The sequence below is a fragment of the Blautia sp. KLE_1732_HM_1032 genome (genome assembly GCF_025147905.1).
In the GTDB taxonomy this organism is placed as follows: domain Bacteria; phylum Bacillota; class Clostridia; order Lachnospirales; family Lachnospiraceae; genus Blautia_A; species Blautia_A fusiformis.
Window position 1 is genome coordinate 2,741,130 of the sequence record NZ_CP102266.1, and the last position, 13,523, is coordinate 2,754,652.

Annotated in this window: 13 protein-coding genes and 1 other annotated feature; of the genes, 2 read left to right on the forward strand and 11 right to left on the reverse strand. The window is 45.9% G+C overall.

What is annotated here, in order from left to right; translation table 11 throughout:
- Positions 1–3: 3 nt before the first annotated feature.
- Positions 4–213: a binding site (T-box leader), on the reverse strand.
- A gap of 230 nt (positions 214–443) precedes the next feature.
- The 3 genes from NQ489_RS13090 to NQ489_RS13105 all read right to left on the reverse strand — a co-directional run bounded on the left by NQ489_RS13090 (position 444) and on the right by NQ489_RS13105 (position 3,235).
- Positions 444–1,601 (reverse strand): HD domain-containing protein, encoded by a 1,158-nt coding sequence (locus NQ489_RS13090; RefSeq protein WP_021652365.1) that lies wholly within the window; start codon positions 1,599–1,601, stop codon positions 444–446.
- 40 nt (positions 1,602–1,641) lie between these two features.
- Complete coding sequence (gene sigE / locus NQ489_RS13100) at positions 1,642–2,316, reverse strand: RNA polymerase sporulation sigma factor SigE (protein ID WP_235812409.1); 675 nt, start codon at positions 2,314–2,316, stop codon at positions 1,642–1,644.
- A gap of 67 nt (positions 2,317–2,383) precedes the next feature.
- Positions 2,384–3,235 (reverse strand): sigma-E processing peptidase SpoIIGA, encoded by an 852-nt coding sequence (locus tag NQ489_RS13105; RefSeq protein WP_044961994.1) that lies wholly within the window; start codon positions 3,233–3,235, stop codon positions 2,384–2,386.
- 297 nt (positions 3,236–3,532) lie between these two features.
- Here NQ489_RS13105 and NQ489_RS13110 point away from each other — a divergent pair, with 297 nt between their 5' ends.
- A complete protein-coding gene (locus NQ489_RS13110; RefSeq protein WP_021652363.1) occupies positions 3,533–4,399 on the forward strand; it encodes a shikimate dehydrogenase in 867 nt (288 codons plus the stop codon).
- Between the two features lie 126 nt (positions 4,400–4,525).
- Here NQ489_RS13110 and thrS read toward each other — a convergent pair whose 3' ends face one another.
- The 5 genes from thrS to NQ489_RS13135 form a co-directional block, all read right to left on the reverse strand.
- A complete protein-coding gene (gene thrS, locus NQ489_RS13115; protein ID WP_044961992.1) occupies positions 4,526–6,487 on the reverse strand; it encodes a threonine--tRNA ligase in 1,962 nt (653 codons plus the stop codon).
- A gap of 421 nt (positions 6,488–6,908) precedes the next feature.
- The gene (locus tag NQ489_RS13120) at positions 6,909–7,391 is read right to left on the reverse strand and encodes a YdcF family protein (protein WP_021652361.1); all 483 of its coding nucleotides are present in this window, start codon (positions 7,389–7,391) and stop codon (positions 6,909–6,911) included.
- Complete coding sequence (locus tag NQ489_RS13125) at positions 7,391–7,900, reverse strand: SEC-C metal-binding domain-containing protein (RefSeq protein ID WP_021652360.1); 510 nt, start codon at positions 7,898–7,900, stop codon at positions 7,391–7,393. The genes NQ489_RS13120 and NQ489_RS13125 overlap by 1 nt, the downstream gene beginning before the upstream one ends.
- 188 nt (positions 7,901–8,088) lie before the next feature.
- A complete protein-coding gene (locus tag NQ489_RS13130; RefSeq protein ID WP_021652358.1) occupies positions 8,089–8,631 on the reverse strand; it encodes an alpha-L-rhamnosidase-related protein in 543 nt (180 codons plus the stop codon).
- Positions 8,628–9,221 carry an alpha-L-rhamnosidase-related protein gene (locus NQ489_RS13135; RefSeq protein ID WP_021652357.1) on the reverse strand — a complete coding sequence of 198 codons (594 nt, stop codon included), beginning with the start codon at positions 9,219–9,221 and terminating at the stop codon, positions 8,628–8,630. The genes NQ489_RS13130 and NQ489_RS13135 overlap by 4 nt, the downstream gene beginning before the upstream one ends.
- A 126-nt stretch (positions 9,222–9,347) precedes the next feature.
- On the opposite strand from NQ489_RS13135, the gene NQ489_RS17995 reads away from it, so the two are divergent.
- Positions 9,348–9,482: a helix-turn-helix domain-containing protein gene (locus NQ489_RS17995; protein ID WP_442863932.1), complete on the forward strand. Its 135-nt coding sequence runs from the start codon at positions 9,348–9,350 to the stop codon at positions 9,480–9,482.
- A 134-nt stretch (positions 9,483–9,616) separates the two neighbouring features.
- Here the strand turns inward: NQ489_RS17995 and NQ489_RS13140 are convergent, their stop codons facing one another.
- The 3 genes from NQ489_RS13140 to purB form a co-directional block, all read right to left on the reverse strand.
- Positions 9,617–10,438 (reverse strand): HAD-IA family hydrolase, encoded by an 822-nt coding sequence (locus NQ489_RS13140; protein ID WP_021652355.1) that lies wholly within the window; start codon positions 10,436–10,438, stop codon positions 9,617–9,619.
- A 134-nt stretch (positions 10,439–10,572) separates the two neighbouring features.
- A complete protein-coding gene (locus NQ489_RS13145) occupies positions 10,573–11,847 on the reverse strand; it encodes an adenylosuccinate synthase (RefSeq protein WP_022426147.1) in 1,275 nt (424 codons plus the stop codon).
- Positions 11,848–11,967: 120 nt separating this feature from the next.
- Positions 11,968–13,401 carry an adenylosuccinate lyase gene (gene purB / locus NQ489_RS13150; protein ID WP_044961987.1) on the reverse strand — a complete coding sequence of 478 codons (1,434 nt, stop codon included), beginning with the start codon at positions 13,399–13,401 and terminating at the stop codon, positions 11,968–11,970.
- Positions 13,402–13,523: the final 122 nt, after the last annotated feature.

A 13,523-nucleotide genomic window follows, 5' to 3' on the forward strand; every position in this document is an offset into this window, starting at 1 on the left:
CTCACAAGGGACCGAATGACTTCGGCGGTACCACCCCAGTTAACAGCCTGAAAAGCTGTTCTCTCAACACCCGTTAACGCCGGAAACACACGCCACGCTTCAATCACGCAGAGCTCCGAGGCCGGTTCCACAGTTCACGCACAGGATCCTTCCACCAAAGCAGATCCCTCTCTGAGATAATTCCCTGTGTACTATTCTCATCATCGCCGTATCTTTGATATATTTTAGGCGAAAACCACCTCAAAGTCAACCCCAAACAAAAAAATATAACAAGTCTCTCTGCTATGAGTTACTGTTCACTCCGTTCTCAGTAACACGCTTCGCGATGCACAGAATTTATGTTAATCGCATAAATTCGCATGGTATGTCTCGGGTTTTCTGTGACCTTCGCTCACAAAAAACACCTCGCGGGACATTGCCAGTGAACAGTAACTGCTATACTCCTATTCCTTCACAGACACAGCCGGCATCTCCAGATACCTGTTCAGATCTTCTGTGAGAATATGGAGCTTAGTTCTGGTATCCTGTTCCTGGTACGTCAGCCGGCCTGCGATCCTGGTGATATAATCCTCTTCTTCGATGATCTCACAGGTCTCAGGAAAATTGATATCATAATACTGTGCAAGATAAGATACCCAGTAATCCACCGGCACATGTCTGTCTACGGATAACACGGATTCTCTTCTGAGACAGGACTCCCACACTGCCGGTGAGATCAGCCCTTCTCCTGCAGCTTTCTCAGAGACTCCCAGCATGGCTTCAACAGACGCCTCCAGCTTTACTCTGCAGTTATCCAGCTTGTCGGCATCCCGGATCAGTTTTGCATGGAAAAGTGTTCTTGCATCGTGGATTCCTTCCAGTTTGAAATCACTGTGCTTCCGAATTGCTGCATCGATCAGCTCATCAAATTTATCATCCTCCACGAAGCGCCGGATCAGCTTCTCCTCCCCGAAGAGAAGTTCTGCACCGAACACAGCATGATCCATGGTTCCCGGCTCAAAGCTGTGAAATCTACGGATCTGCTCAAAACGACCAATATCATGAAGCAGACCGATCAGCTCCGCAAGTTCCACATCTTCACCGGAACATTCCATTTTTCTGGCGATCTCTCCTGCGTATTTCATCACTCCATAGGTATGTACGATCTTCAGACAGATCTGTTCATCCTCCCGGTCGTATTCATCCAGATATTTTTCGAATTCCTGTTTTGCATGTGCAATGTCGATCATTCTGCCACACCCCTTCTTCTTTTGTTCATTCTGTAGCTCTGTAAACACTCTGTATTTATTATATCGAAGGTCTCTGACAAATTCTACTGTATTTCCCGGAATTTTAAATCTTCTCGCTGCTGCCGAATGACTTCCCTGCTCAAGGAGCCAATTATCCCCTTCGTTTCCGGAAATGATATCCGGAACAACATGGGCAACACCGCCCTCCTCTGTCTGGTCTGCCTCCACATCACGGAGCCATTTTCGGTAGAAGGAATAGGTATTTTCAAGGAAGCATGCCGTACGGCAGAAGATTTCTGCATCACCGGTCCATCCAAGACGCTCATCTCTCTGTGGTGTCTCAAAAATATTTTTTGGTTTTACTTCCTCCATAAGGGAAACCTGTCCGGTAAACCGTTTTTTCCGGTTTCATCTATTCATACTTTACGATTTCTTTCCTCAGCCGCTTCATGATCCGCTTTTCCAGGCGGGAAATGTAGGATTGCGAAATTCCTAAAAGATCCGCTACCTCCTTCTGTGTTTTCTCGCTTCCTTCCCGGTTTCCGATGCCGAATCGCAGACGGATGATCATCTGTTCCCGCTTTGTCAGTTTGCTGATGGCTTTTCCAAGAAGTGCGATCTCCACCTCATCTTCCAGACGTCTGGAAATCACATCGTCATCCGTTCCCAGGATATCCGAAAGCAGCAGCTCATTTCCATCCCAGTCCACATTCAGCGGCTCATCAATGGAAACCTCCATCTTTGTTTTGCTGTTTCTCCTCAGATACATCAGGATCTCATTTTCGATACATCGTGATGCATAGGTAGCAAGCTTGATATTTTTTACCGGATCAAAGGTATTGATAGCCTTTATGAGCCCTATGGTTCCGATGGAGATCAGATCCTCCACACCTACCCCTGTATTATCAAATTTCTTTGCAATATAAACCACCAGCCGTAGATTATGCTCGATCAGAACCGACTTTCCCTCTTTTTCCTTTTCTGTTCCCAACATTTCGATCACTTCAGCCTCCCGTTCCGCTGACAACGGCGCCGGAAGGATATCATTTCCACCAATATAAAAAACCTCTCCCGGACGATTGAACATAAATTTCCGGATCACCTGAAACGGATAGGATCTTGCAGCTGCTCTGTTCATAACATAAGCCCCCTTCTCAATTTAATAGTCTGGAATTCAAAAGTATCTCGTACTCTTCTCCCAAAGCTGAGGGCTCGGATGTTATAGCAAGCACCGGTTTTCCTACATGTACCACCCTTTCGGGAGTCTGGATCAGAAGTTCATCAAGGATCACTGCCAGCAGCAGTCCTTTTTTTCCATCTGCGGTATGACAGCTCAGAAAATGCGGCTGCAGACTGACAAATCCTGTATTTTCCAGTTCCTCTGGTTTATCTTTAATATCCATCAGTTTTTTCACCTGCTCTTTCGATATCAGGCTTCCCAAAAGTTCCTGTTTGATGATCGATACCGGCTGTTTTTTCACAGGATCCATAAGGAGATTTCCGGTATCATAAAAGCCGTATGTCTGCTGCAGCTTCCCCTGATATTTCAAAGTGACCGGAAAAATATTTCTTCTTCCAAACCGGAAGGTCTCGGTCACACATCCCAGAGTATAAAGTGTGCCATAAATCCCTGCCAGAAAAAGCAGAAATATTTTCACCGTCATGGTTCTTTCCGTTTCCAGTGCCTGATAGATCCCGCCAACCACAAAAGCTGTGAAATACAGAGCCAGAATGGTTTTTACAAGAAGGCCGCCTTTTTTCAGTCGAAAAGCAAACGACGCCATAAAAAAAGCGCAGCCGCCATGGATCAGTACAGCGGCAGGAAAAATGATCTTAAAAGGTACACATACAAGCAGGCAGGATACAAAAGATCCAAAGGCAGCGGATATCACACATCTTCTGCGTTTCCCGTCAAGATGCAGAAATTTTCCCACAAGTCTTAAAAGCATGTAATCCATAAGGAAATTCGTCATAAAAACGATATCTATGTATATCCTCTGATACATAAGCTTCCCCCACTGCTGTTTCGTCTGCCATCGATTCTCAACTTTGGTAAGTGTATTTATTATAGGGCAGGCTCTTTGCATATTTTGTCAAATCCGGATGTCGATTCTTCTAACTTATCGGGTCGTTTCTGTCTGTCTCGACATTTATAGATTTTTTCTATGAATCGGCGACAAAAATGTATAAATTTCCGTACAATATTTGTATTTGTTGATTTTCGCACTTTATAGTGCTAAAATATTTTTTATTATATTTCGTAAAGAAATTCTATTATATGAGATACAGGAGGGAATCGAACAATGATCAATATTACCGGACATACCGGGCTTACCGGCCTTCTGGGAAGCCCCGTGGCACACAGCGTATCACCTTTAATGCACAATGAGGCATTCCGTTATCTTGGACTTGATTATGTGTATCTCTGTTTTGATGTAACAGAGGAGACCCTTCCCCAGGCTGTGGAAGGACTGAAAGCCTGTGGGATCAAGGGCTTTAACCTGACCATGCCAAACAAGAATAAGATCGTGGAGCTTCTGGACGAGCTTTCTCCCACTGCCCAGCTGATTGGAGCGGTAAATACCGTACGCAACGACAATGGAAAATTAAAGGGGTTTAATACTGATGGTTATGGATTTACCCAGTCTGCCAGAGATGCCGGCTGTGATGTAAAGGGGCGCACTATCACCGTTATGGGTGTCGGCGGTGCCGGAATGGCGATCTGCGGCCAGTCCGCCCTGGAGGGTGCAAAAAAGATCCATGTTTTTGCACGTCCTACCAGCCGTTACTGGGAACGTGCTGCTGCCATGGCAGAAAAAATGTCTCATATGACAGAATGTGAGATGATCCTTCATGAGATGGATGATCACACTGCGCTGAAGGACGCACTGGAGGAAAGCAATCTCCTCATCAATGCAACTTCTGTGGGAATGGTTCCGGATGTGACAGGCACCGTGATCCCGGACAAGGCTCTGTTCCATCCGGAGCTTACCGTAGCCGATGTTGTATATGAGCCAAGAGAAACAAGACTTCTCAGGGAAGCCCGGGAAGCCGGATGTCCGACCTTTAACGGAATGTACATGCTGCTCCACCAGGGTGTAAAGGCTTTCCACATCTGGACCGGACTAGACATGCCGGTTGAGCTCGTGAGGGAGAAATATTTTAAATAAAAAATATCCGGCAATACTGACCGCCTCCGCATCACAGCGTGGTCTCAATATTGCCGGATCAAAAATAAAGGCGGCCCGCCTATCACACGGGTCGCCTTTTATTTATCCGTCAATCATCTGTTTTGTTTATTTCTTCTCTTCCTGAACCTCGATCTTACGGATCGTCTTGTTCTTGATCTCTTCTTTGATGAAGTCAATGAACTCACCAAGCTCTTTCATTCCCTCATCGCCAAGATAGCGGCTTCTTACGGAAACCTTACCCTCTTCTTCCTCTTTTGCACCAACGATAAGCATGTAAGGTACTCTCTCAAGACGTGCCTCACGGATCTTGTATCCCATCTTCTCGGAACGTCCGTCTACAGAGCAGCGGATTCCTGCTTCTCTCATCTGAGCTTCAACCTTCTGTGCATAATCGTTATACTTCTCGGAGATCGGGATCACACGAACCTGCTCCGGGCAGAGCCATGTCGGGAACATTCCTGCGTATTTCTCAATGAGCCATGCCAGTGTTCTCTCATAGCATCCCATGGATGTACGGTGGATGATGTACGGACGCTGTTTGTCGCCATTCTCATCGATATAGTACATATCAAACTGCTCTGCGAGAAGTGCATCCCACTGGATCGTGATCATTGTGTCTTCTTTTCCGTATACGTTCTTTGCGTTGATATCAACCTTCGGTCCGTAGAAAGCAGCCTCGCCCACATCCTCTGTGAATGGAATGTTCAGCTCCTCAAGCATCTGGCGGATATGGCCTTCTGTCTCTTCCCATACCTCCGGCTCACCGATGTATTTCTCTTTGTTTGTCGGATCCCATTTGGAAAGATGATAGGTTACATCTTCCTCAACACCAAGTACCTGCAGACAGTACTGGGCAAGTGCGATACAGTCTTTGAACTCTTTTACCATCTGGTCCGGTCTTACGATCAGATGTCCCTCGGAAATAGTAAACTGACGAACTCGTGTCAGGCCATGCATCTCTCCGGAATCCTCATTACGGAACAGTGTGGAGGTCTCGCCGAGACGGATCGGCAGATCACGGTAGCTGTGCTGCTCTGCTTTGTATACATAGTACTGGAACGGACATGTCATCGGACGAAGTGCATAAACCTCTTTGTCCTTCTCCTCATCACCAAGTACGAACATACCATCTTTGTAATGATCCCAGTGTCCGGAGATCTTGTAAAGATCGCTCTTTGCCATAAGAGGAGTTTTTGTTCTTACGTATCCACGCTTTGTCTCCTCATCCTCGATCCAGCGCTGAAGCTCCTGCATCATGATCACACCGTTTGGCATGATAAGCGGAAGTCCCTGTCCGATCACATCTACAGTTGTGAAGATCTTCATCTCACGGCCAAGCTTGTTATGATCACGTCTCTTTGCTTCTTCCATCTGCTCCAGATGCTCTTTCAGCTCATCCTTTGTAGCATAGGCTGTTCCGTAGATACGTGTAAGCATTGCGTTCTTCTCACTGCCTCTCCAGTATGCGCTGGAAGAAGAAAGAAGTTTGAATGCCTTGATGCTTTTTACACTCATCAGGTGCGGGCCTGCACAGAGGTCTGTCCAGTCTCCCTGTGAATAGAAGGAAATCTCTTCTCCCTCCGGAAGATCCTCGATCAGCTCAACCTTGTATGGCTCATTTTTCTCTTTAAAGTATGCGATGGCATCCTCACGGGATTTTGTAAAACGCTCGATCTTTGCGCCTTTTTTGATGATCTTTTTCATCTCTTTCTCAATGGCGTCAAGATCCTCACGTGAAAATGGCTCGTGGTCGAAATCATAGTAGAAGCCTGTATCAATGGATGGTCCGATGGCAACCTTTGCCTCCGGGTATAAGTTCTGTACAGCCTGTGCCATTACGTGAGATGCTGTATGACGGAGAACTGCAAGGCCCTTCTCGTCTTTCGCTGTAAGGATATTCAGCTCACAGTCGCTGTCAAGAACTGTACGAAGATCTACGACCTCTCCGTTTACTTCTCCTGCACATGCAGCACGTGCAAGGCCTTCGCTGATGTCATATGCGATATCGATCACAGCTTTTGCTTCTGCATATTCTTTTTTTGAGCCGTCTTTTAATGTAATGATCATTGTTTTTTCTCCTTTCATTTTAAATGAAGTTTCTATGGTACACAGTATGTGTCTGCTTTTGCAAGAGATTCAGCAATAAAAAAATCCCTCACAGTACATCACATACTGTAAGGGACGAGTTCATTCATTCTCGCGGTTCCACCCTGCTTGCTCTGCTGCCCGGTCATGCCAGGATGCAAAGCCTCTTAATTATGATGATAACGGAATCACCGGACCTGATTGGGGCCACTCGGAGGTAGTCTTCGGCTGTTTCCCGATAAGATGTTTCCAGCATTTCACATCTCTCTCTGTAACGTTTCACAGCTTACTCGTCTCGTCAACGTGTTTTTTATTTCTTTTTCTGTGGTTCATTATAAGCGCAGTATTTTTATTTGTCAACGCATGTTGACAAAATTTTTGAGATTTCTCTTCTCGCACAGATCTACAGATTTCCCATGAGTTTGTCTTTGATAATGGCCATAATCTCACGGGGAATGTAGATAAAAAGACGCCAGCTTCGATACCTGGAAGGTACCATGGCCACTTCCCGGAATCCACATTTTCTTGCAATGGCTGCTCCTCTCCATACATGAAAATTGTTCGTCACCACGCCTACGGAACAGTCTGTGGTTCCGATCTTTCTGCGGCTGAATTCCAAATTCTCTTTCGTACTGGTAGATTCCTCTTCCCGTATCAGTCTGTCCCCGTTTATTCCGTGACCGGTAAGGTAGCGATACATGGCCTCTGCCTCGGAAATGTTTTCTCCATCGCCTTTTCCTCCAGAGAGCACTGCCTTCGTACCCGGATTTTCTTCAAGATAAAGAAGAGCCCTTCTGGCTCGTTCCAGAAGGGCAAGTGTCATCCGTGTTCCGTCCACATGGGCACCTAACACGATAATGTAATCCAGATTCTTCTTTACGCTCATTATCTTCCGCAGCAGTGTTTGTATTTCTTGCCGCTTCCGCATGGGCACGGATCGTTCCTTCCGACCTTGTGCGGTTTCACAACTGTGCCGGATTTCTTCTGCTCCATGTAGAGGGTTTTCTTTTTCTCTTCTGTGAAGATCTTGTCCCACTGAGGAAGGTTGTAAAGCCAGTCAGCCTTGGCATCTACCATGTTCTTATAGAGTGCCTCTTTATCAAATGCAAGGTTTACCTTGGTATCCTCATCCATAGTCTCGATCGGGTTCGGAACCTTCAGACTGTCATTGATTCCGTCAAGGAAACCAACCATAGTCATAACGTCCTGACCGTATTTCTCAGCAAGCTCTTTTACAGTTCCGGAAACGATCTCATCCGGGTTCTCAAGAAGCTGCTCATAAATATTCTTCTCAATGTTAAAATAATTTGCCCAGAAGCGCTGAAGCTTATTCTTATCTGCATTCTGATTATAAGCAATGGAACGCCACTGCTCAAGAATTGTCATATCGCTCATTGTCTGATCCTCTTTTCCAAAATTTTAGATAAATAAGACGGAGATTTATATTCCGCTTCGCAATTTCTATTTATTATATCATCTTTTGGCGAAGAAATCAAATACATCTGTTTCATATCCGAGTTATTTTATCACACTGTGATTTAGTTCAAGCAGATATTCGCGCCCCCGCAGGGGACTTACTTGCTTCAGTTAAAATATTTTCTGAGAAGATAAGTCGGAGTGCAGCTCCATGCGTGACAGTAGCTGTTGACAATGCTGCTTCCATATGGAGATTCTGCAGGATTTTCTGGATTATAAAGCTCCCAGAATGTATCCGCACCGTAGCTTATCATTCCGCCCCAGTAATATTTCATATATTCCATTGCCTGGTCTTTTTTACCACACATCAGAAGTGCTTCCACAAAATGATGGTTCATATACGGAGAAACCATTCCTTTTTCCGGTTTCAGTTCCACCAGACGCTCCAGTATTTCTGCTCCTTCTTCGCCGCTGACTGCTTCCGCCAGGATCATCCATACCTGACTTGCATAGTTGATCTGTTTTTCGTCGCCACTGACGAACAGCCCGATCTTTTCATCAAAAAGATATTTTTTTGCAGACGCTGTTTTTGCCTCAGCCTCTTTTTTCAGTTCTTCTGCTTTTTCCGTATCTCCGAGGAGCTCTGCGATCTTCTGTCCCTTCTTTGCACAGTAGATATAAACACCCTGCATTGCACTCTGCTTGTTCACAGACCCTCTGTCCAGTCGATAAAGCCCCAGAAACCATCCCCGTTTTTCATAAGTCCGTTTTCATCAAACTGCTCTTTTGCGATTTCCATCTGACGGTATGCACAGGCACTTACCTGTCCATTGTCCTTTGTCTGTCCTGCAAACAGATACAGACATCTTTTTACCAGCTTCATGTTGTGGAATGTCTCATAATTTGCAAGCGCCTGAAGTCTTAAATCTCCAAGCCACAGACGGCGGTCTCTCTTAGGGCCGTCCTCAAATACGGTCTGCATGCAGTTTTGCAGAGTACGAAGGCTGACACGATCCAGTCTGCAGATCATTTCATCCTCGCTTTCCACCGAGTTCACATCTTCCATTCTGACAGAAGAAACACTGGTACAGAACACATCTTCCACTACCATCTGCCATTTCATGGAAGTATCTATAGCTTCGATCTCCATATAACGGAAGGCATATCTTCTCGGAAGCTTCAGCTCTGCCGGAAGAACATCGATATGGATAAATTCTTCCTGTATCCAGCTTCTGCTGATCCATCCGTCATAGTCTGCAGAATCCTCGGTCATCTCCTTGGCGATCTCTCCGAACTTCAATCTGAAAAATGCCGGTGCGTCCTGAGGGCTTCCCCATGAACATGAATTTTTTGAGATCCTCTGTCTACCAGACGGACATTTTTACAGATCATCCGGGATATCAAGCTGAACCAGGCATGTCATGCTCTGCGTGAAACCTCTCTCAACAATCTTGCGATCTGTGAACTTGTAGGGTATGAAAGTCCGGAGCATTTCATGCGTACTTTTAAAAAAACATATGGAATGACTCCCGGTGAATACCGGAAGAAGAACAGGGAATAAAAGATTACAAGATCTTATATATTTTCTGTATAACAGATGCCGTTCCGGGAGATACTTATCATATCCTCCCCTTTAGAATGCAGAGGGCTTCGCGATGGTGCAGGCCCTCTGCGTTTCTCTTTTCACACTGAAGGTCATTTCACACCAAGCTTCTCAAGCGCCTTCGCCGCCTGCTTCAGATTCTCAAACTGGATGGTATGGATACCGGCTTTTCCGGCTCCCTCACAGTTCACGGCACGATCATCCAGAAATACCGATTTCTCCGGTTTCAGGCTGTAACGCTTCAGAAGTGTTTTGTAAATATCCACCTCAGGCTTGATCTGCTGCACATCACAGGAAAATACCACTCCATCCATATATTTCAGAAAAGACATATCCTGCTTTGTACGATCCAGCATATAAGTTCCGTAGTTGGAAAGGGCATAGAGATGATATCCCTGGTTTTTGAGATATTTCACCCAGGTTTCCGCATAATCATACAGATGCATACACTCCGGATCACGTCGTACCACCTCACGGATATCTGCTTCATATTCCGGTGCACTTTCCACAAATTTATCTACATACCAGGACTCCTCATGCTGTCCACGGTCCTGTTCCTCCCAGATCGGGTTTCGAAATACTGCATCTGCGATTTTCTGATACTTTTCTTCCGGGAAGTCATAGCTCCGAAGATACTCTTCCCAGTCATAGCCCATCAGCACATTTCCCACATCAAAAATAATATTCTCGATCATACGGTTTTCATCCTCTCTCGGCTTCTTATTTCCCCAGATCCGGTACGCCATCCAGAAAACATACGCTACGATCGGTACCAGAACTGCTGCCGCAAAAGCCCCCCGGAACAAAGCCTGGGCGTTTTCACTGCTTCCCCAGGCAAATGCCATTGGAAGGCAGAATATAAGAAGTAATATGACAACACCTGCAAGTGCCGCGATTCTTTTAAAATTTTTCATTGAGCTTCCTTTCACATGATACATCCGCTATTCTATCTGTTATTTTAACTGAATATCTCTTTGAAACAAAAGGGCGCCGGAGAAATTCTTCCCCGGCGCTTCCTGTTGTCATAATCCTGATACTGTAAAAATAATTATCTGTAAATGATGTCGTTTCTTCCTGGTCCGTTAGAGATCATTGTGATCGGGAATCCAATATGTTTTTCTACGAACTCTACATATTTTCTGCAGTTCTCCGGAAGATCCTCATATTTTTTGATTCCACGGATATCGCATTTCCATCCCGGAAGCTTCTCAATAACCGGTTTTGCTTTCTCAAGCTGCACAGTTGTCGGGAATTCTGTTGTCACCTCTCCGTCGATCTCATAGCCTGTGCAAACCGGGATCTCATCCAGATATCCCAGAACATCCAGTACTGTAAAAGCAACGTCTGTAGCTCCCTGGAGACGGCATCCGTATTTGGATGCAACACAGTCGAACCATCCCATACGTCTCGGACGGCCTGTAGTAGCACCGAACTCACCACCGTCACCGCCACGTTTTCTCAGCTCATCTGCTTCCTCGCCGAAGATTTCAGAAACGAATGCACCTGCTCCAACTGCACTGGAGTAAGCTTTGCATACGGTTACGACCTTCTTGATCTCATATGGAGGCAGGCCTGCACCGATAGCACCATAAGCAGCCAGTGTGGAAGAGGATGTAACCATCGGATAGATTCCGTGATCCGGGTCTTTCAGAGTTCCGAGCTGTCCCTCAAGAAGAACCTGTTTTCCCTCTTTCAGTGCATTCCAGAGATAGAGAGATACGTCGCATACGTATGGCTCAACCATCTTCTTGTATTCCATCAGCTCATTCATGATGTCTTCCGGTTTCAGAAGAGGCTTATGATAGAGATGCTCAAGTGTTACGTTCTTGGTCTCGCAGATACGTACAACCTTCTCTTTCAGTGCTTCCTCATCAAAAAGCTCACTTACCTGGAAGCCGATCTTTGCATATTTGTCAGAATAGAACGGAGCGATTCCGGATTTTGTGGAACCGAAAGCCTTGCCTCCAAGACGCTCCTCTTCATACTGATCGAACAGAATGTGGTAAGACATTACCATCTGTGCTCTGTTGGAGATCAGGATCTTCGGTGCCGGTACTCCACGGCCTACTACTTCGTTGTACTCCTTGAAGAATACCGGAATGTTCAGTGCAACACCGTTTCCGATGACACTGGTCGTATGTCCGTAAAACACACCTGACGGAAGTGTATGAAGTGCGAATTTACCGTAATCATTTACGATGGTGTGGCCCGCATTGGCTCCACCCTGAAATCTTACGATGATATCGGCTTTCTCAGCAAGCATATCTGTGATCTTGCCTTTACCTTCATCTCCCCAGTTTGCTCCTACTACTGCAGTTACCATAACACAGTTCCTCCTTGTGTCTTTCTCTATTATTCGGAACGGCATGTTCTCTGCCTGTAATACACAGAGACACGTCATTCCTGTCTGTGTTCATTTCTTAATGTTTATAACATCTTGGAATTATACGTTGATCTCAACCTTAACGCCAAGCAGATCCTTATGTGCATCCAGAACCGGCTGTACCACATTGGCGATAAATGCCTCTGTCTGCTCTTTGGCACGTCCTGTATATCTGGACGGATCCATGGATTTCTGAAGATCCTCAAGAGTCAGGTTAAATGCCGGATCTGCTGCGATCAGCTCAAGAAGATTGTTATCTTTACCCTCTACCTTCACGTTCTTTCCTGCTTCCATGGAAAGCTCACGGATACGCTCATGAAGTTCCTGACGGTCTCCGCCTGCCTTAACTGCATCCATCATGATATTCTCAGTTGCCATAAATGGAAGCTCAGACATCAGTCTCTTCTCGATAACCTTCGGATAAACAACCAGTCCGTCTACAACATTGAGGCAGAGATCCAAGATTCCGTCGATCGCAAGGAATCCTTCCGGAACGCTGAGACGCTTGTTTGCAGAGTCGTCCAGAGTTCTCTCAAACCACTGTGTTGCAGATGTGATCGCCGGGTTCAGTGCATCGATCATCACATATCTGGACAGGGAAGCAATTCTCTCACTTCTCATCGGATTTCTCTTATATGCCATAGCGGAAGATCCGATCTGGGATTTCTCAAATGGCTCCTCTACTTCCTTCAGATGCTGAAGAAGACGGATATCGTTGGACATCTTATGTGCACTTGCAGCGATTCCCGCAAGGATATTCAGCACACGGGTATCAACCTTTCTGGAATAGGTCTGTCCGGAAACCGGATAGCAGGATCTGAATCCCATCTTCTCTGCGATCATCGGATCGATCTTGTCGATGGTCTCCTGATCCCCGTCAAAAAGTTCCAGGAAGCTAGCCTGTGTACCGGTTGTTCCCTTGGAGCCAAGAAGCTTCATAGTGCTTAATACATACTCAAGGTCCTCAAGATCCATCAGGAATTCCTGAGTCCAGAGAGTTGCTCTCTTACCTACGGTTGTCGGCTGTGCCGGCTGGAAATGAGTAAACGCCAGAGTCGGCTGATCCTTATACTGTGCAGCAAACTTGGAAAGCTCAGCGATCACGTTCACAAGTTTCTTGCGGACAAGTTTCAGTGCCTCTGTCATAACGATGATATCCGTATTATCTCCTACATAACAGGAGGTCGCTCCCAGATGGATGATACCTTTTGCCTTCGGGCACTGTACACCAAACGCATACACGTGAGACATTACATCATGGCGAACCTGACGCTCACGCTCCTTAGCCACATCATAGTTGATATCATCCGCATGAGCTTTCATCTCGTCAATCTGCTCCTGGGTGATGTTAAGGCCAAGCTCACGTTCCGTCTCAGCAAGTGCGATCCACAGCTTTCTCCATGTGCGGAATTTCATGTCCGGGGAAAAAATGTACTGCATCTCTTTGCTTGCGTACCGCTCTGACAGCGGGCTTACATATCTGTCTGTATTCATTATTATCCTCCTGATTACATACATCCGGGCCGGAATGGCGAATGATCCGTTATCTGCCCGAATCTGGTTAATTCACGCCTCTTGAAATTATATAACATTGCCTCTTTAAAAGCAACCGTTTG